General features: G+C 71.7%; 18 protein-coding genes. 10 read left to right on the plus strand and 8 right to left on the minus strand.

The genetic code is table 11. The features are described from left to right. Positions 1–18: 18 nt before the first annotated feature. From QA861_RS32510 to QA861_RS32535, 6 genes are all read left to right on the plus strand, one after another. Positions 19–1083 carry an ABC transporter permease gene (locus tag QA861_RS32510; protein WP_334592216.1) on the plus strand — a complete coding sequence of 355 codons (1065 nt, stop codon included), beginning with the start codon at positions 19–21 and terminating at the stop codon, positions 1081–1083. Beyond that, complete coding sequence (locus QA861_RS32515) at positions 1083–1997, plus strand: ABC transporter permease (protein ID WP_334592217.1); 915 nt, start codon at positions 1083–1085, stop codon at positions 1995–1997. Before QA861_RS32510 ends, QA861_RS32515 begins: the two co-directional genes overlap by 1 nt. Further along, a complete protein-coding gene (locus QA861_RS32520; protein ID WP_334592218.1) occupies positions 1994–2776 on the plus strand; it encodes a nucleoside phosphorylase in 783 nt (260 codons plus the stop codon). Before QA861_RS32515 ends, QA861_RS32520 begins: the two co-directional genes overlap by 4 nt. After that, positions 2773–4083 (plus strand): amidohydrolase, encoded by a 1311-nt coding sequence (locus tag QA861_RS32525; RefSeq protein WP_334592219.1) that lies wholly within the window; start codon positions 2773–2775, stop codon positions 4081–4083. The genes QA861_RS32520 and QA861_RS32525 overlap by 4 nt, the downstream gene beginning before the upstream one ends. A gap of 152 nt (positions 4084–4235) precedes the next feature. Next, the gene (locus tag QA861_RS32530; protein WP_334592220.1) at positions 4236–4907 is read left to right on the plus strand and encodes a FadR/GntR family transcriptional regulator; all 672 of its coding nucleotides are present in this window, start codon (positions 4236–4238) and stop codon (positions 4905–4907) included. 236 nt (positions 4908–5143) lie between these two features. After that, positions 5144–6148 carry a PAC2 family protein gene (locus QA861_RS32535; RefSeq protein ID WP_334592221.1) on the plus strand — a complete coding sequence of 335 codons (1005 nt, stop codon included), beginning with the start codon at positions 5144–5146 and terminating at the stop codon, positions 6146–6148. Positions 6149–6235: 87 nt separating this feature from the next. On the opposite strand, the gene QA861_RS32540 is transcribed toward QA861_RS32535, so the two are convergent. The 5 genes from QA861_RS32540 to QA861_RS32560 form a co-directional block, all read right to left on the minus strand. Further along, positions 6236–7201: an SMP-30/gluconolactonase/LRE family protein gene (locus QA861_RS32540; protein ID WP_334592222.1), complete on the minus strand. Its 966-nt coding sequence runs from the start codon at positions 7199–7201 to the stop codon at positions 6236–6238. Between the two features lie 183 nt (positions 7202–7384). After that, a complete protein-coding gene (gene mshC, locus QA861_RS32545; protein ID WP_334592223.1) occupies positions 7385–8614 on the minus strand; it encodes a cysteine--1-D-myo-inosityl 2-amino-2-deoxy-alpha-D-glucopyranoside ligase in 1230 nt (409 codons plus the stop codon). A 143-nt stretch (positions 8615–8757) separates the two neighbouring features. Then, a complete protein-coding gene (locus tag QA861_RS32550) occupies positions 8758–9594 on the minus strand; it encodes an SCO1664 family protein (protein WP_334592224.1) in 837 nt (278 codons plus the stop codon). After that, complete coding sequence (locus QA861_RS32555; protein WP_006376908.1) at positions 9558–10148, minus strand: DUF3090 domain-containing protein; 591 nt, start codon at positions 10146–10148, stop codon at positions 9558–9560. Before QA861_RS32555 ends, QA861_RS32550 begins: the two co-directional genes overlap by 37 nt. A gap of 107 nt (positions 10149–10255) precedes the next feature. Further along, positions 10256–10942, minus strand: coding sequence for a histidine phosphatase family protein (locus QA861_RS32560; RefSeq protein WP_334592225.1), 687 nt, complete (start codon positions 10940–10942; stop codon positions 10256–10258). Between the two features lie 77 nt (positions 10943–11019). Here QA861_RS32560 and corA point away from each other — a divergent pair, with 77 nt between their 5' ends. After that, a complete protein-coding gene (gene corA / locus QA861_RS32565; protein WP_334594921.1) occupies positions 11020–12024 on the plus strand; it encodes a magnesium/cobalt transporter CorA in 1005 nt (334 codons plus the stop codon). 35 nt (positions 12025–12059) lie between these two features. Here corA and QA861_RS32570 read toward each other — a convergent pair whose 3' ends face one another. Then, a complete protein-coding gene (locus QA861_RS32570; protein ID WP_334592226.1) occupies positions 12060–12848 on the minus strand; it encodes a ferritin-like domain-containing protein in 789 nt (262 codons plus the stop codon). 278 nt (positions 12849–13126) lie between these two features. Further along, positions 13127–14182: an LLM class F420-dependent oxidoreductase gene (locus QA861_RS32575; RefSeq protein ID WP_334592227.1), complete on the minus strand. Its 1056-nt coding sequence runs from the start codon at positions 14180–14182 to the stop codon at positions 13127–13129. 150 nt (positions 14183–14332) lie between these two features. On the opposite strand from QA861_RS32575, the gene QA861_RS32580 reads away from it, so the two are divergent. Continuing rightward, positions 14333–15316: an aldo/keto reductase gene (locus tag QA861_RS32580; RefSeq protein ID WP_334592228.1), complete on the plus strand. Its 984-nt coding sequence runs from the start codon at positions 14333–14335 to the stop codon at positions 15314–15316. After that, on the plus strand, positions 15313–17586 hold the full coding sequence (locus tag QA861_RS32585) for a helix-hairpin-helix domain-containing protein (RefSeq protein WP_334592229.1): 2274 nt from the start codon (positions 15313–15315) through the stop codon (positions 17584–17586). The genes QA861_RS32580 and QA861_RS32585 overlap by 4 nt, the downstream gene beginning before the upstream one ends. 97 nt (positions 17587–17683) lie before the next feature. Here QA861_RS32585 and QA861_RS32590 read toward each other — a convergent pair whose 3' ends face one another. After that, a complete protein-coding gene (locus QA861_RS32590) occupies positions 17684–18406 on the minus strand; it encodes a hypothetical protein (protein WP_334592230.1) in 723 nt (240 codons plus the stop codon). A gap of 47 nt (positions 18407–18453) precedes the next feature. Between QA861_RS32590 and QA861_RS32595 the strand changes: the two genes are divergently transcribed. Then, complete coding sequence (locus QA861_RS32595; protein WP_018549191.1) at positions 18454–18642, plus strand: DUF5703 family protein; 189 nt, start codon at positions 18454–18456, stop codon at positions 18640–18642. Positions 18643–18727 lie beyond the last annotated feature (85 nt).

Here is an 18727-nt window from a genome sequence, read left to right on the forward strand (position 1 = left end):
ACATCACCGGTGACCCGCATGGCGAAAGCACTCCGCTCCCCCGTCGCCTCCTCGGTGCTCGCCGGAGTCGTCGTCGGCGCCCTGTTCCTCGTGGGGACCGGCGCCGATCCCCTCGCCGCGTACGGCGCGGTGCTCAGCGGTTCACTCGGCGCGGACGGGATCGGGTCGACGCTGACCACCCTGACGAGCGTGCTGGGCCTGGCGCTCGCGCTGGCCGTGCCGTTGCGAGCCGGGCTCATCAACCTGGGCGGGGACGGCCAGTTGGTGCTCGGCGGGATGGCGGCGGCCGTGACGGGGCTGTACTCGCCGCTGCCCGCGCCGCTCACCGTCGTCCTCGCGCTGTTCGCGGGTATGGCGGCCGGCGCCGGGTACGCGGCCCTGGCCGCCCTGTGCGAGAACCGGTTCGGCGTGCCGCTGCTGGTGAGCAGCCTGCTGCTCAGCTATCCGGCGGCGTCCCTCGCCTCCTGGCTGGCCCGCTACCCGCTCAAGGAACCGGGCTCCAGCCTCCCCCAGACCCGGCAGCTGCCGGACGGGGTCGCGCTGGCCACGTTCGGTTCGTCGACCGTGACGGTCGGGCTGCTGCTGGTCGTCGTGGTCGCCGCCGCGTACTGGTTCACCGACCGGCGCACCGTGTTCGGCTACGAGATGCGGATGACCGGTCTCAACTCGCGGTTCTCCGCCTATGCGGGCGTCGAGCGCGGGGGCCTGACGCTCCGGCTGATGGCGGTGTCGGGTGCGCTGGCCGGACTCGTGGGCGCCATAGGCGTGTTGAGTTTCCCGTACCGCTTCCTCGACGGCTCGCTCACGTCGTCCGGCTACACCTGGACAGGTCTGACGGCGGCCCTGCTGGCCGGCGCCGCACCTGTCGGCACGGTTGTCGCGTCCTTCTTCTTCGCCGTGCTGCAGGTGGGCGGCCTGTCGATGGAACGGACGACGGAGGTACCGCGCGAGCTGACGCAGATACTCCAGGCGATCGTGATCGTGTTCCTGGCGGCCCGACTGCGCTTCCCGCGCCTCACTCGCTTCTCCCGCAAACGCGACACGGAGCAAGCCCCGCAGAGCCCGCAAGGGGAGCTGGTCTGATGTTCTTCGACTCCGATCTCGTCATGTCGGCGCTGCGCGCGCTGACGCCCATCCTGCTGGCGGCGCTCGGCGGGGCGATCTGCGAACGGGCGGGCGTCTTCAACATCGGCCTCGAAGGCATGATGCTGATGGGCTGCTTCACCGCCGTGGCCACGAGCTGGTTCACCGGCAGCCCCTGGTTGGGCGTACTGGCGGCGGCGCTCGCCTCCGCCGCGTACTCCCTGATCCTGGCCGTGGGCGCGGTGACTCTGCGCGGCGACGCGGTGGTGCTCGGAATCGCCCTAAATCTCCTGGCAGTTGGCCTGACCAGCTTCCTCCTCCGTACCGTCTTCGGTGTGCAGGGCACTTTTGACGATCCGTCACTGGCCGGGCTGTCGTTGGTCGGTGGCTTCTCGCCGCTCGCCTATCTGGCGTGGGCGGCGGTCGGTGTGGCCGCGCTGATGCTGTCCCGGCATGTGTGGGGGCTCAGACTGCGCGGAGTCGGCGAGGCGCCGGACGCGGCGGCCACGCTCGGGGTGAGTCCGGTCAGGTACCAGTACGGGGCCGTGCTTGTCTCCGGTGGGCTGTGCGGGCTCGCGGGGGCACAACTCGCCCTCGGCAACGTCACGTTGTTCTCCGAGAACATGACGGCGGGGCGGGGCTGGATCGCCGTGGTCGCGGTGATGCTGGGCCGGGCACTGCCTCTCGGGGTGCTGCTGGCGGCGCTGCTGTTCGGACTCGCGGAGGCGGCCGGCTTCCGTCTCCAGGGCCTCGGCCTGCCCCAGCAGGCGACCGACGCCGCGCCGTACGTCGTCACGCTCGGCGCCCTCTTCCTGACGACCGGCCGCCGCCGTCGCCGCGCCCCCTCCGCGTCGCCTTCCCTCTCTCCTTCCCACTCCCCTTCCTCGTCCTCTTCCGCTGGAGCCGTTTCATGACGCAGGACCTGTTGCCCGTCACCCGGATACCCCGCGCGGGGCTACCGCCGCGCGCGCTGGTCGTCGGCGACCCGCAGCGCGCCGCTCTCGTCGGCGCCAGGCTGGAGGGCGCGCGGGAAGTGTCGTACCACCGCGAATACCGTGTGTTCACCGGGAGTTGGAAGGGCGTGCCGATGCTGGTCGCCTCGCACGGGGTGGGCGCTCCGGGGGCGATTCTGCTGTTCCAGGAGCTGGCGGACGCCGGTGTGCGGACCTTCCTGCGGTTCGGTACGGCGGGTGCGATGAAGCCGGGGATCGGCGACGGCGACCTCGTCATCGCCGAGGCGGCCGTCCGGGACGACGGTGTCACCCAGCAGTTGCTGCCCCCGGAGTACCCGGCGGTGTCCTCCCCGGAGGCGGTGCTCGCGCTCCAGCGGGCGGCGCGCGAGGCGGGCGCTCCTCACCACCGGGGCATCGTGTGGACGCGGGCCGCCTTTCAGCCCGGCCTTCTCCCCCTCTTCTCCTACGAGGGCGCCGGACTCGCGGCCATCGAGATGGAGTTGAGCGCGCTGCTGGTGACGGCCTCGCTGCGCGGACTGGTCGCGGGCGGAGTGGTCGTCGTCGACGGGGCGAACGCGGACGAGCTCGTCGACGAGACCGTCACCGGTGGATACAACCCCCACCGGGAAGTCGTGACAGAGGGCGTCGAACGCGGCGCGGTCGTGTCGCTGGAGGCGCTGCGCCTGCTGGCCGAGAACGAGACCGAGGACGAGGCCAAGGCCAAGGAGCCCCTCGTATGAGTCGTGTGAGCGAGCGGATCGACCTGCTGGTGCACGGCGGTGACGTGCTCACCGTGGACGAGGCCGGCACGGTCGTGCAGGACGGCGCGGTTGCCGTCCGGGACGGCGAGATCGTCGCCGTAGGCACGACCGACGAGCTGACAACCCGGTTCACAGCCGACGAGTCCCTTGACGCCGCGAACTGCCTTGTCCTGCCCGGCCTGGTCAACACGCACACCCATCTCGCGATGACGTTCCTGCGCGGCCGGGCCGACGACGTCACCCTTCAGGGCTTCCTGGAGCGCGTGCTCAAGTGGGAGGCCCAGTTGCTGTCCCCGCGGAACGTCGCGGCGGCGGTCCGGGTCGCGCTCGCCGAGAGCGTACGGGCCGGAGTGACCTCCGCCCTCGACATGTACTGGTTCCACGAGGCGGCCGAGCAGGTGGCGCGCGAGGCGGGCTGGCGACTGCACAGCGGCCCCACCTTCATGGACGTACCGGAACCGCCCGACGGCATCGCCTACGAGGACCGGCTGACGTGGGCCCGCCAGGACCTGGCCGCCCGTGGCACCCCGCGCCCCGGCCACCGCCCGATCCTCTTCGCCCACTCCACCTACACCCTCTCCCCCGACCAGCTCGTCGAGATCGCCGCCCTGGCAAGGGAGTTCGGCGCGCTGCTGCACATCCACGCCGCGGAGAACGCGACCGAGGTCGCCACCGTCGAGGTGCGGTACGGCAAGCGCCCGGTCGAACTGCTCGACTCGCTCGGCCTCCTGGGCCCCGACCTGCTGCTGGCCCACGCGGTGGACCTCACCGGTCCGGAGATCGCGGCGCTGGCGCGCACCGGCACCTCCGTCGCCCACTGTCCCGTGTCGAACCTGAAGCTCGGCTGCGGCATCGCCCCCGTACCCCGGCTGCTGAGCGCCGGTGTGACCGTCGGGCTCGGCACGGACGGCGCCGTCAGCTCCAACACGCTGGACGTGCTGGGGGCGGTGCGGCAGGCGGCCCTCGTGCACAAGGCGGGCGGCGACCCCACGGCGGTCGGCGCCGAACAGGCCGTACGCATGGCGACCGTCGAGGGCGCGAAGGCGCTGGGCCTGGGCGACCGGCTGGGCTCCCTGGAGCCGGGCAAGCGGGCCGACCTGATCGTGCTCGACCTGAACGCCCCGCATCTGCGGCCCCAGCACGACCCTTGGTCGACGCTCGCGTACGCGGCGCACTCGGCGGACGTCCGGGACACCGTCGTGGACGGCCGCGTGCTGATGCGGAACCGGACCCTGACCACGCTCGACGAGGCCGCCGCGCTCGCGGACCTGGAAGCACTCCTCTGACATCGCACCGAACCAGCAGCGCGCAGGTACCGTTCCGGCGGCCGGCAGGGCACCCTCGTACGGGCTGACATCGCGTTTTGTGCCCCGTTCAGCCCACTGAACCCCCATAATGGCCTGAGACATCGGATGTCTGAACGACAGGGAGGCCCGCCATGGCAGTCACCGACGAGGCGATCGAGAAGATCAAGGGAATGATCGTCTCCGGATCGCTGCGTCCCGGGGACCGGCTGCCCAAGGAGAGCGAGCTGGCCGCCGAACTGGGGCTTTCCCGCAACTCCCTGCGGGAGGCGGTGCGCGCCCTGTCGCTCATCCGGATCCTCGACGTCCGGCAGGGCGACGGCACCTACGTCACCAGCCTCGATCCCCAACTCCTGCTCGAAGCGATGAGTTTCGTCGTCGACTTCCACCGCGACGACACCGTCCTGGAGTTCCTGGCCGTCCGCCGCATCCTGGAGCCGGCCGCCACCGCGATGGCGGCGGCGCGTGTCAGCGAACAGCAGTTGGACGCGCTGGCCGCCCAGTTGGAGCGGCTGGGCGGTGAGCCGTCGGTGGAGGAACTGGTCGCCGCCGACCTGGAGTTCCACCGGGGGATCGTGCAGAGTTCCGGCAACTCGGTGCTGTGTTCCCTCCTCGACGGCTTGTCCGGGCCCACCACCCGGGCCCGGATCTGGCGGGGGCTGACCCAGGAGGACGCGGTCAGCCGCACCCTGCACGAGCACCGGGCGATCCTGGGCGCCCTGCGCGACCGGGACGCGGAGGCGGCACGGTCGTGGGCGACGGTGCATATCGCCAGCGTGGAGCAGTGGCTGAGGTCGACCCTCTAACCCGTGCCGCAGCCGTGACTCCGCGCCTGGGGGAGCCCTCCGACACCGCCTCCCGACCGCTCAGATGATTGAGGATGGATGGGCGGGGGTGGTGCGGGTGGCTCACAGGTGGTGTTCCGGGGTGACTATCGGGGCAGTGATCCGTTCACTCCCCCGTGCGAGGGGGCTGCGGGCGCCCCCGCCGCACGCCGTAAGGTTGGGTGGTCAAGCGAGGGCACATCGGAAGGAGGCGCTGGGTGATCGAGCTGGAGGGGGTTCCCGAGCTGATCGACCCAGTCATGGTGGCCGCGTTCGAGGGTTGGAACGACGCCGGCGACGCCGCTTCCAGCGCTGTCGCGCATCTGGACAGGGAGTGGAAGGGCGAGGTGTTCGCGGCGCTCGACGCCGAGGACTACTACGACTTCCAGGTCAACCGCCCCACCGTGTGGCTGGACGGCGGTGTGCGCAAGATCACCTGGCCGACGACGAGGCTGTCCGTGGTCAGGGTCGGCGGCGACAAGCCCCGTGACCTGGTGCTCGTCCGGGGCATCGAGCCGTCGATGCGCTGGCGCTCGTTCTGCAACGAGCTGCTGGGCTTCGCGCACGAACTGGGCGTGGAGCTGGTGGTGGTCCTGGGCGCCCTGCTCGGCGACACCCCGCACACCCGTCCGGTTCCGGTCAGCGGGGTCACGTCCGACGCGGATCTGGCCCAGCGGATGGACCTGGAGGAGACGAAGTACGAGGGCCCCACGGGCATCGTCGGCATCCTCCAGGAGGCGTGCACGCACGCGGGCGTACCGGCGGTGTCGCTGTGGGCGGCGGTCCCGCACTATGTGTCGCAGCCGCCCAACCCGAAGGCGACGCTGGCCCTCCTGAACCGCCTGGAGGACCTGATCGACATCCGCGTCCCGCTCGGGGAACTGCCCGAGGACGCGCGTGCCTGGCAGGTCGGCGTGGACCAGCTGGCCGCCGAGGACAGCGAGGTCGCGGAGTACGTACAGACGCTGGAGGAGGCCCGGGACACCGCCGAGCTGCCCGAGGCGACGGGCGAGGCCATCGCCCGCGAGTTCGAACGCTATCTGCGTCGCCGCGACGGCACCGGCCCCGCGGGCCCCGGCCCGACCCCGGGCGGCCACGCGACAGCGGACGGCACCGACAGCGGGTCGTACCTCCGGGACAACCCGGCGGGCCGCCCCAAACCGCAGCCGCCGAAGCCGCCCCAGCTGCCGAGCACGGACGACGAGGACTCCCCCGAGGAGTGAGCGTCAGGTACGGAGAAAGGGCCGGCGCGCACGACGCGCACCGGCCCTTTCTCCGTATCCGCCCGCGTGCGGGCGCCCAGCGGCCTCTCAGCGCTCCACGGAGACCACGGCGTACGTCGTCTGGGGCGTCGGCGTCGTGGTGAACCGGGCGTTGGGCAGATACAGCCGGTTCCGGTACACGGCCGCCGTGGTCGGCACGTCGAAGTCCGGGTCGGTGATGCGGCGTTGGAAGACCCCGCGGCTCCCGTCCCCCGACAGCGTGAACACGTCGATCGCGTTCTGCAGGTTCTGTACGACGTACAGCGTGCGCCCGAGGAGCAGCAGTCCGTCGCCGTTGGTGAGCGGGGCGGCGTCCCCCAGGTCGACGAGCCGGGTGACCCCGGTTCGCGGGTCCACCTTGTGCAGTCCGCCGACGCCGGACTGGACGACGAGCAGCGCCTTTCCGTCGGGCGTGGCGGTGATGCCGTTGGCGTTGACGACCTCGCCGGGCACCTGGCTCCAGTCGCCGCTCAGGGTGATCCGTACGGCGTCGCCGGTGCCCGGGAGTGCGCCGCCCCGGCCGAGGGGGAGGACGTAGAGCGCCGGCTGGAAGGAGTCGGTGAAGATCGCCGCGCGCGGGGTCAGGAACACGTCGTTGACGAAGGTGGGGGTCGCGGTGGTGAGAGCGTACGAGGCGAGGACCGCCCCGGTACGGGTGTCCACCACTCGGGCGCCCTCGGTGCGGGCCGCGACGAACAGCCGTCCCCGGCCGTCCAGTTTGAGGCCGACGGACGGGGTGCCGGGCCCGGTCGAGATGATCTCGCCGGCGCCGGTGCGCAGGTCGGCGCGGTAGATCGAGCCGTCGCCCAGGGAGCCCAGGTAGGCGTAGGGGCCGGAGCCGGTGGCTATGCCCTCGGGGCGGAAGCCGTCCGGCAGCGGTATCAGGGTCGGCAGGGTCTTCGGGGAGGCCGCGGCCGGTGAGGCGACCAGGGCCGCGGAGACGGTGGCGGCTCCCGCGGCGAGGAGTCCGCGGCGGCTGACGTGGTGTGCGAAGGAACCGTGCGTGGGTGCCACGGGGTTTCCCTCCAGGAGGGGACCGGCAGTTGGCCGGTCCTGCGGGTCAACTGGCCCTGACACCACATCACATGCCGACTCCCGCCACAGCCTTACCCGGAGACTCGACAGCACCTCGACAGCAAGGGGGCGCCGGGCGGCTGAACCCGCCCGGCGCCCCTGTCCCGTACTACGGCTACTCCGTCACAGCGCCACGCCCAGCAGGGCGTCCACAGCTCGGGAGACGACGCCGGGGGCGCCCTCGTCCGTGCCGCCCCGCTCCGCCTGGAGGGCCGCCCAGCGGTCCACGGCGGCCAGTGCCGCCGGGGCGTCCAGGTCGTTCGAGAGAGCCTCGCGCAGCTCCTCGACGAGCGCGTCGGCGGTCGGCCCGTCCGGCCGGGACACGGCGGCCCGCCAGCGCCCGAGCCGCGCGACCGCGTCCGCGAGCACCTGGTCGGTCCACTCCCAGTCGGCCCGGTAGTGGTGGGCGAGCAGGGCGAGCCGTATGGCCGCCGGGTCGACGCCCTCGCGGCGCAGCGCGGACACGAAGACGAGGTTGCCCTTCGACTTCGACATCTTCTCGCCGTCGAGCGCCACCATGCCGGCGTGGACGTACGCCTTGGCCATGGGGAACTCGCCGGTCAGCGCCTGAGCGTGCGAGGCGCCCATCTCGTGGTGCGGGAAGACGAGGTCGGAGCCGCCGCCCTGCACGTCGAAGCCCATACCGAGATGGTCGAGGGCGATGGCGACACACTCGATGTGCCAGCCGGGGCGACCGCGGCCCAGCGAACCGCCGTCCCAGCTCGGCTCACCCTCCCGGGCCGCCATCCACAGCATCGGGTCGAGCGGGTTCTTCTTGCCCGGCCGGTCGGGGTCGCCCCCGCGCTCGGCGGACAGCAGCCGCATCGCGGCGGTGTCCAGGTTGGACACCTTGCCGAAGTCGGGGTCGGCCGCGACGGAGAAGTAGACGTCCCCTTCGAGCTCGTAGGCGGCGCCCGCGTCCCGCAGCCGCTCGACGAGCGGGACGATGCCGGGTATCGCCTCGACGGCGCCGATGTAGTCCTTCGGGGGGAGCATCCGCAGGGCGGTCATGTCCTCCCGGAAGAGAGCGGTCTCCTTCTCGGCGAGTCCCGCCCAGTCGATCCCGTCGCGCAGCGCCCGCTCAAGGAGGGGGTCGTCGACGTCGGTGACGTTCTGGACGTAGTGAACCTGCCGCTTGGTGTCGAGCCACACACGTTGTACGAGGTCGAACGCGTTGTAGGTCGCCGCGTGACCCATGTGGGTCGCGTCGTACGGGGTGATGCCGCAGACGTAGATACGGGCGACGGGACCGGGGTCGAGGGTGACCAGAGCACCGGTCGCGGTGTCGTGGATCCTCAGGTCGCGGCCCTGACCAGTCAGGGCGGGGACCTCGGAAGCGGGCCAGGCATGCATGTCATGAGCGTAACCGGACGGATGTTCCGTATACGAGCCGGACCGGGTCCAGATGGCCGGGAAGGCGGTCTTGCGAGATTCGTCTCAGTGCCGTAGCCACGGGCATACGTGTCGCCCTGAGCGCCCGTCGGCGCCGCGCACCCTCACACGGGCGGCCAGGGGATCGCCGGCCACTCCCCGCTCGGCTCCGGATGCCTGCCCGAAGCCAGCAGCGCTTCCACGCGTCCCCGGGTGGCCTCGATCTCGTCGCCGGTGACCAGTTCCGCCAGCCGTACGGCCAGCGCGCCGCCCTCCCCGAGCGAGTCTCTCAGCCCCGTCAGGACCTCGACCGCCTCCGGGGTGAGCGGTTCCCCCGCCCATCCCCACAGCAGGGTCCGCAACTTGTTCTCGGCGTTGAAGGTGACGCCGTGGTCGATCCCGTACAGCCGCCCCTCGTCGGCCGGGAGCAGATGCCCGCCCTTGCGGTCGGCGTTGTTGATCACCGCGTCCAGCACGGCGAGCCGCCGCAGCCGCTCGTCGTCGGCGTGCACGAGCAGTGCCGTCTTCCCCTCGCCCACCTCGGCGAGGGTGATCGCCTTCCACCCGGGCCCGGCTTCCTCACCGTCGACCAGGGCGAGCAGCCCGTCGCCGTCCGCCGCCTCCGTGTCGATCCACAGCTGGCACATCCCCTCGCCGTACGGCCCCTCACGCAGCACGGTCGGCGGTACGAGCCCCCAGCCGGTCGCCTCGGAGACCTCGTACGCCGCCATCTCGCGCTCGGCCAGGGTGCCGTCGGGGAAGTCCCACAGGGGCCGCTCACCGGCCACGGGTTTGTAGATGCAGGCGGCTTCCTGCCCCTCGTAGGAGACCGTGCAGTACAGCGCCGCGTTCGACGCCTCGCGGATGCGTCCGCGTACGGTCAGCTCACCCTCGGCGAGCAGTTCGGCGGGCGTACGGGTGGCCGTCACGCTCCCCGGCGGTATCCGTTCTGGCGCGGACATACGTGTCCTTCCGGGTCGAGCGGGAGGCTGCACAGGGGGCACGGCGGCCGGCCGGCGTTGACGACGTCGAGGGCCCGCTTGGCGAAGGCACGGGCCTGCGCGCCGCTGAGCCGGACACGCAGCATCGGGGGGCCGTTCTCCTCGTCCTGGAGGAGCCGCTCCTCGGCCTCGGCGAGGTCCTCGTCGGACTCGGCGTCCAGTTCCACCAGGGCCTGCGCCTCGACGATCATGCGCTGCTCGTCGCCGTCCCAGGCCAGCGCCATGGTGCCGACCCGGAACTCCTCCTCGACGGGGGTGTCGAGGGGGCGGGTGTCGGACACCTCGGTGGGGGCCACGGCCGGCACGGAGGCGTTGCCGCCGCTACGGCGTACGACCTCGTCGAGCAGTTCGTCCATGCGTTCGGCGAGCGCGGCGACCTGGGTCTTCTCCAGGGCCACGCTGGTCACCCGGGGGCCGGCGGTGGCCTGGAGGAAGAACGTACGGCGCCCGGGCAGTCCGACCGTACCGGCCACGAAGCGGTCCGGGGGATCGTAGAGGAACACCTGACGGGACACGTCCTGTCTCCATTGGATCGAATGTCGTCGCTGTCGTCTGCTGAGTCGTCTGCCGAAAAGCCGTGCGCGGCGTTACCGCGACCGCTTCACCCTACTGCGGCCGACGATCACGGTGCGCCCGCACCGCCCCCGACCGCGGCCTCGTCGCCCGCGGGTTCGTCGCGCGGCACCAGGGAGGCGAAGTCCCCGGTGTCCCCGAGGCGGACGAGAAACGGCCTGAGACGGGTGTAACTGATCGCGGTGACGGAACACGGATCGACGGACACCCGCTGAAAGAGGTCGAGATGAAGTCCGAGCGCGTCCGCGACAAGCGACTTGATGATGTCGCCGTGCGAGCACATGAGGTAGACGGCGTCGGCACCGTGATCGGCCTCCACGCGCGCGTTCCACTCGCGTACGGCTTCGGCCGCGCGCGTCTGCATGGCCCGCATGGACTCGCCCCCGGGGAAGGATGCGGCGGACGGGTGGGCCTGGACGACCCGCATCAGGGGCTCGTCCATCAACTCGGCGAGCTTGCGCCCGGACCAGTCCCCGTAGTCGCACTCCGAGATCCGCTCCTCGGTGTGCGGGCGCAGTTGCGGCCTGGCGTCGAGAAGTGGCCGGATCGTCTCCTGGCAGCGCTGGAGCGGGCTGGTGACGACCTCGGAGATCGGCAGTTCGGCGAGGCGCCCGGGCAGTGCGGCGGCCTGCGCGGCGCCCCGGTCGTCGAGGGCGACGCCGGGTGTGCGGCCGGCGAGCACTCCAGAGGTGTTCGCGGTGGAACGTCCGTGCCGGACGAGGATCAGCGTGGGCATGCGGCCCAGGGTAGGCGTACGGCACACAGAGGGAGGCCGGGGTGCTTTTCCGGCTCTACGGCGGGAGAATGCCCCTCGTGATCGTCGACTGCGCCATCTACCGTGACGGACGCCGGACGGACGGGCCCGCGGATTTCTCCGACGCCCTCGACGAGTGCCGTGCGCACGACGTCGGGGACGCGTTCGTCTGGGTCGGGCTGCACGAACCCACCGAGAAGGAGTTCGAGCAGGTCACGGACGAGTTCGGACTGCACCCGCTGGCCGTGGAGGACGCCCTCAAGGCGCATCAGCGGCCGAAACTCGAGGTGTACGACGACTCGCTGTTCATGGTGCTCAAGCCGGTCGGCTACGAGCCGAAGGCCGACATCGTCTCCTCCGGCGAGATCATGGTCTTCATCGGCGACTCCTTCGTGGTGACCGTGCGGCACGGCGAGGAGGCGCCCCTCGCGACCGTACGGCACCGGCTGGAGGCGGAGCCCGAGATGCTGCGGCACGGCCCCACGGCGGTGCTCTACGCGATCGCCGACGCCGTCGTCGACCAGTACGTGGAAGTGGCGGACGAGCTGGGCACCGACCTGGAGGAGCTGGAGGCGGAGGTGTTCTCGCCGTCCGGTGGGGGCTCCCGGCACACGGCGTCCCGGATCTACACCTTCAAGCGGCAGATCCTGGAGTTCCGCCGCGCCACGGGCCCGCTTGCCGCACCGCTCGGCAGGCTCTCGGGCACGGGCCTCTTCGGCTCACGCGTGCCCTTCGTCCACGAGAAGGCCGAGCCCTTCTTCCGGGACGTCAGCGACCACCTCACGCGCGTGAACGAGTCCGTGGAGGGCCTGGACCGCCTGGTCTCCGACATCCTGTCGGCCCACCTGGCGCAGATGAGCGTCCGGCAGAACGACGACATGCGGAAGATCTCCGCGTTCGCCGCCATGGCCGCGTTCCCCACGATGGTCGCCGGGATCTACGGCATGAACTTCAAGCACATGCCGGAACTGCGCTGGCTGTGGTCGTACCCGGCACTGATCGCGGGCATGGTCGTGGTCGAGGTTCTGCTCTACCGGATGTTCAAGCGCCGGGGCTGGCTGTAGCGCTGTCGCAGTACTTCGTACTGCCCTCGGGTGGCTCAGGCGAACTCGGGTGACGTGGTCGCCCGGCCGCCCAGGGCGTCGCGTCGCTCGGGCATCCGCAGGGTGACCATGCGGCGCCAGCCGACGGCACGCTCGTAGACGTACACCGCGCGGATGCCCGCCGCGAGGAGCGCCGCCCTGGGCCTGGGCCAGCCCAGGACACGCCCCATGTGGGACATGACCGCGAGGCTGACGTCCCGGTAGACGCGGATCTCGGCGAGCGCGCACTCGCGCAGCGTCCGCTGGATGGCGCGGCCGTGACCGGCGGCGGCGAAGCGCAGGAGTTCCTCGTGGCAGTAGGCGAGGTGGTTGTCCTCGTCGTCGGAGATCATGCGCACCGCGCGGCCGAGGTCCGGGTGGTCTCCGAAGTACCTGCGCAGGAGCTCCATCTCCTCGGAGGCGCGCTGCTCGGTGACGCGGCTGTGCGCGAGGTAGGTGACGATGTCCGGCACGGTCAGCGGTTCGTCGGTCCTGAGCTTCTCGTGCGCGAGTCCGATGCCCCGCCGTTCCAGCAGCATCGTGTAGTCGGTGTCGGCCGGGACGTCGACGGGCCGCAGGCCGCGCTTCTTCATGAGGGCGTTGAAGATCCGCCCGTGCTTGTCCTCGTCCGCACCATGACGCGTGATCCTGGGGGCGAGCGCACGCTCGCTCGCCGGCACGAGCGCGGCGATACGGGCGTTCTCCCAGCCGCCCTGGGACTCCCCGCCGGCCGCGATGGAGCAGAAGAGGCGGAAGGAGTCGTCGTTGTCGAGGATCTCCTGGAACAGACTCCTGGCCGAAAGCATCCGGGGCACCTCTCGCAGATCAGCGCGGTTCCGCAAAGAACGTGTCAGTCCACGAGTCAAATGCGGTGCCGGGGACGCTGCAACAGCTGCGCGGGACAACTCCGCCGAAAGGAGGACCAGCGGGGGCACGCCGGGACGTGAGTGCGAGTGCGCGGAGAGGTGCGGGGGCCGTAACCGCGGGGTTCGCGGCGCGTTGTGCTTCGTGACGGCCGTGGCGGGGAAGACCCCCGAGCCCCCACCACGGCCGCGGAACTTTTCCTACCTCTGTTCGCCTGCCGTTACGCGAGTCCGGCGCGCTCCAGGGCGTCGGTGCCCGCGCGGAGCGAGGCGATCCGCTCGTCGAGCGTGAAGCCGGCCGGGGCGAGGGTGAGCGTGGTGACACCGGCCGCCGCGTAGGCCTGCATCCGGTCCGCGATGCGGTCCACCGAGCCGAGCAGCGTCGTCTGGTCGATCAGGTCGTGCGGAATGGCGGCGGCGGCGCCGTTCTTGTCGCCGGACAGGTACTTGTCCTGGATCTCGGCGGCTTCCTTCTCGTACCCCATGCGCTGGGCGAGCTGGTTGTAGAAGTTCTGCTTACGGCTGCCCATGCCGCCCACGTACAGGGCGGTGTACGGCCGGAAGGTGTCGGCGAGCGACGCGACGTCCTTGTCGTCACCGACGGCGAGCGGCAGCGTCGGGCAGACGTCGAATCCTTCGAGACTCTTGCCGGCCTTCTCGCGTCCCGCGCGCAGGTACTGGATGGCGGTGTCCTCGATGTGCGCGGCGGACGGGAAGATCAGCAGCGCCCCGTCGGCGATCTCGCCGGTCTGTTCGAGGTTCTTGGGGCCGATCGCGGCGATGTAGAGCGGGATGTGCTCGCGCTCGGGGTGCACGGTCAGCTTGATGGGCTTGCCCGGGCCGCCGGGCAGCGGCAGCGTCCAGTGCTCACCCTCGTGGGAGAGCCGCTCACGGCTCATGGCCTTGCGTACGATCTCCACGTACTCGCGCGTACGGGAGAGCGGCTTGTCGAACTTGACGCCGTACCAGCCCTCGGAGACCTGCGGCCCCGAGACGCCGAGGCCGAGCCGGAAGCGGCCTCCGGAGAGCGAGTCGAGCGTGGCGGCGGTCATCGCGGTCATCGCGGGCTGCCGTGCCGGAATCTGGAAGATGGCCGAGCCGACGTCGATGCGCTCGGTCTGGGCGGCGACCCAGGTGAGCACGGTGGCCGCGTCCGACCCGTAGGCCTCGGCGGCCCAGCAGACGGCGTATCCGAGGCGGTCGGCCTCCTGCGCGACGGCCAGATTGTCCGCGTCCATTCCGGCGCCCCAGTAGCCGAGGTTGATCCCGAGCTGCATGGCCGATCCCCTTACCGATCAGTAACGTCCCTTGAAGGACCGACCCTAGCGCGTGGGCCTCCGGCGGTGGGCCGGAGATCTCGCCGGCCGGGGAAACCGTTGTCCACAGGCAACCCACTCGGTCAGTTCTGGCCAGTAATCTCGGCGTTCATGGAGCAGAGGCATCTCGGCCGTACCGGCCTGCGCGTGTCCCGGATCGGGCTCGGCACCCTGACCTGGGGTCGGGACACCGACGAGCATGACGCCGCGGGCCTGTTGAAAGCGTTCTGGGAAGCGGGCGGAACCCTCGTCGACACCGCGGACGTGTACGGCGACGGGGAGGCCGAGTACCTGCTCGGACGGCTCATGGACGGTCTCGTGCCGCGCCGTGACCTGGTCATCTCGACCAAGGCCGGCAGCGTCCCCGACCCCGACCGCCGTGTCGACGGCTCCCGTGGTCACCTCCTCGCCGCCCTCGACGCCTCCCTCGCCCGCCTCGGCACGGAGTACGTCGATGTCTGGCACATCCACGCCTACGACCCCGACACCCCGCTGGAGGAGACCCTCCAGGCTCTCGACCTCGCCGTGAGCAGCGGACGTGCCCGATACGCCGGCGTCTCCAACTTCTGCGGCTGGCAGCTCGCCAAGGCCGCGACCTGGCAGCTCGCGGCACCGGGCATACGTACGCGGCTGTCCAGCACGCAGCTGGAGTACTCGCTGCTCCAGCGCGGCATCGAACGCGAGGTGCTGCCCGCCGCACTGGATCTGGGGATCGGCCTCCTGCCCTCCTCGCCCCTCGGCCGCGGCGTCCTCACCGGCAAGTACCGCGACTCGACCCCGGCGGACTCCCGGGGCGCCTCGGAGCATCTGGCGCCCTTCGTCGCGCCGTACCTCGACGAGACGGCCGGCCGCATCGTGGACGCCGTGCGGACCGCCGCCGACGGTCTGGCGGTGACGCCGTTGCAGGTGGCGCTCGCCTGGATCCGGGACCGGCCCGGCGTGACCGCGCCCATCGTCGGCGCGCGCAACGCGCAGCAGCTCACGGCCGCGTTGTCAGTGGAGCCCCTTAGTCTTCCTGACGAGATCTGCCGGGCGCTCGACGACGTGTCAGCGCCCGTGCACCGCTATCCCGATCACGACTGGAGCACGCTGTGAGCACGGAGCCCGACACCACGGAGGAAGCCGAGCCGGGGACCCCGGGCACCACCGAGGAGCCCGCGAGCGAAGACTCCTCGACCGAGACCGCCGAGGCCGGTAGTGGCGCTGCCGCGCAGCCGTCCGAGGCCCAGGCCGAGCTGGCCGCGCAGCGGGAACTGCGGGAGCGGATCGAGCGGCGCAAGGCCGAGAAGCAGGGGCCTGTCGCGAGCGGCACCAAGCTCAGCGGCACGGCCGCCGACCTCATGGCGGCGGTCCGGGCCGTGGAGAGCGGGGAGAAGTCCGCCGCGGCCGTCACCTTCCGCACCCCGAAGTCCCCGCCCTCATCCGCATCAGCATCCGGGTCCGCGTCCGCGTCCGCGTCCGGAGCCCCTGCCGCGCCCCCCTCGGCCACCCCGTCGCCCTCCCCCTCTCCCGCTCCCTCCGTCTCGACCGCTCCCGCACCGGAAGCCGTCGAGGCCGTGCGGGGCGTGCTGGCCGAGGGGGGCGCGCCGGAGCAGCTCGCGCCGCAGGTCGTCTCGGCGCTCGGTGACGGAGCGGACGGACAACTGCGCGCGGATCCCTGGCAGCTGCTCCGGGTCGCCGGGGTGCGGACCGAGCAGGCCGACGGGTTCGCGCGGGCGCTGCTCGGCGCCGAGTGCGGTCCGGACGACGAGCGGCGAGGACAGGCGGTCACGGTGTGGCTGCTGGAGCAGGCCGCCCTGGCCGGACACACGGTGCTGGATGTCGCCGCGCTCACCGCCGCACTCGCCCAGCGCGCCGTGCCCGACCCGGACACCGCCGTACAGAGCGCGGTCGCGGAGGGCGAGGCCCTGGAGTTCCAGGACGCGGTCGAGGAAGCCGCAGGGCACCGTGCGGCCGGTGAGGACGACGAGAACGGGGGGGCCGGGGAGGACGGGGAGGACGGAGAGCCCGCCGAGCGCCCCGTGCGCGTGCTCATCGGGCTGGAGCGGTACGCGCTCGCCGAGGAGAGCCTCGCCGACGGGTTGGCCCGGATCGTCAACTCGCTGCCCAAGGAGGCCTCCTCCGAGGAGTGGGAGTCGTCGGCCGGGGCGTCGGGCTCCGGTTCCGCGGCCGAGTTGATCCGTGCCGTCGCCGGGCACGGCCTCGTGCTGCACACCGGCGGTGACGCGGCTCGCGCCGAACCGGCCGCCCTCGTCGCCGCGGCCCGTTCTCTGGGCCTGCGGGTCTGCGCGGCGGCCCACACACCCGACGGCCGCCGTCGCTTCACGGCACTTCTCGCAGCCGAGGACGGCTCCGCCCCGGAACCGGAATCGCACGCTGAATCGGACTCGGACTCGCGTCCGGCGTCGGACTCCGTCGTCACCGTCGCGGGGCTGCTGGCCGGGGCCGAGGGGCCCGGGCGGGACGCCGAAGGAGCGTTCGGGCTCGATCTGCTGGTCGTGCTGGACGCGCCGCAGCTCGACGTGGAGAGCGCCGCGATGGTCGTGGAGTCGCTGCCCGACGGGGCCAGGCTGGTGCTGAGCGGTGATCCCGCGGTGCTGTGGTCGGCCGGGCCGGGGCGGGTCTTCGCCGATCTGCTCGCCGCGCGCGCGTGCCCGCACATCGTCTCGCGCACGCCCGATCCCGGGCCGATCGGCGAACTCGTCTCGGGCGTCTCCGTCGGCGAACTCACCCAGGTCGAGGCGCCCGGCAAGGAGGTCGTGATCGTCCCCGTCCGGGACGCGGGCGAAGCGGTGCACCGGACCGTGCAGCTCGTCGCGGACTCGGTGCCCAGGGCGCTCGGAGTTCCGTCCGAGCAGACCCAGGTGATCACACCGGGGCACGGTGGCGCGGCCGGCACCCGCGCGCTCAACTCCGCCCTCAAGGAGCGGCTGAACCCCGGCCCGGGCCGCTTCGGCGGCTTCGACCCGGGTGACCGGGTCGCGTACTCGCCCGCCCCCGGGCGGACGGTGCCCGGGCAGGTCGTCAAGGCCGACGCGGAGGGGCTGCACCTGGAATGCGACGGCGCCCCCGTCGTCGTACCGAAGGAACTGGTCGAGACGAGTGTGCGCCACGGGTGGGCACTCACCGCGCACCAGGCGGTCGGGCTGCACTGGCCGGCCGCCGTCGTGGTGCTGCCCGGGGACGCGGCCGCGTCGCTGACCCGGCCCTGGGTCTACACGGCCTTCGGCCGCGCGGAGCGGCACCTCTCCGTGGTGCACGGCGTGGACCAGGCGCTGGCCCGCGCGGTCGCGGAGGTCCCGGCGAAGGCCCGTACGACGCGGCTGCCGGGCCTGTTCGCGGCGCAGGTGCCGACGCCCGCCTGAGGGGCGGGCGTCCAGGACGAACGACAGCGGCGGTCACGGGAGGCAGGGCTTCCCATGACCGCCGCTGTCGGGGCGGCCGAATCGTCGTTCTCGGCGGCTATCGCAGGCGATCGGCGTCCAGTGGTTCCAGGTCCTCGTCCTCGTCCAGCCTCGCCGCCGCCAGTTCGGGATCGAGGCCGTCCTCCAGCAGGTCGTCGTCCTCGATGACGTCGTCCGCGTCGTCGTCGAAGACCGCGCTGACGTCGAAACGGCAGACGACCCGCTCCGCGTCGACCTGGTCGAAGGGTGCCTCCAGCCACTCACCGGGGTCGGCCGACTCGTCCGCCGCCGTCACCCACAGCGTGGAGTCACCCTCCTCCAAACCGAACTCCTTGTGCCGGGAGGCGATCTCGTCCGGCTCGAACTCGCCGAACAGGATGCCCAGCGCTCCGTGCACCGTGCCGGAGATTTCGGCGCCCGCACCGTCGTCGTCCGCGGCCTCCACCCGCTGTGCCTGCGCCAGCAGGCGCTGCGGCTCCACCACGGCGTAGTCGCGGCGGATGAGCACACTCAGCGCGTTCGGCTCCTCGGGGCCCGCGTACGGCGGCAGGGCGTCGTCCGTACCCGGGATCTCGAAGGGGGTGACCTCGTCATAGCGGTCGTAGAGCAGCTCGTCGTACACCTCGGCGGCAGCGGCCAGCTGGTTGAACGCCTCATAGACATCGGGGTCGTCCTCCCCCGACCGGCGTTCGACCGCCGCCAGGTGGCGGTCGAGCGCGGTCTTGACCGCCTCGGCGGCGGCGCGTACCTCGGCAGCGGTGGGCTGCGCAGCATCAGACATAGTGCAGACGCTATCCGTACCGGGGCTCTGCCCGCACAATAGATGCGATGCCGGAATACGAATTTGTCGACGTGTACGTACCACGCGGGGTCACCCGCAAGGAGGCCACACGTCTGCTCACGGACCATGCCGAGTACGGACACTGGGAGTTGGACCGCCTGAGCCTGCTGCGTGACGGCAGCCGCAGGGTGCGGCTGCGTCGGCGGATCATCCGCCAGGTGCGGGCCACGTGGTGAGGTGACACAGCCGAAACGGAGCGGGCCCCGCGTCTGCGGGGCCCGCTCCGTACATCACGCCGCCGAATGATCTTCGGCGCTTTTA

Origin of the sequence: Streptomyces sp. B21-083 (assembly GCF_036898825.1) — a bacterium.
Lineage (GTDB): Bacteria > Actinomycetota > Actinomycetes > Streptomycetales > Streptomycetaceae > Streptomyces.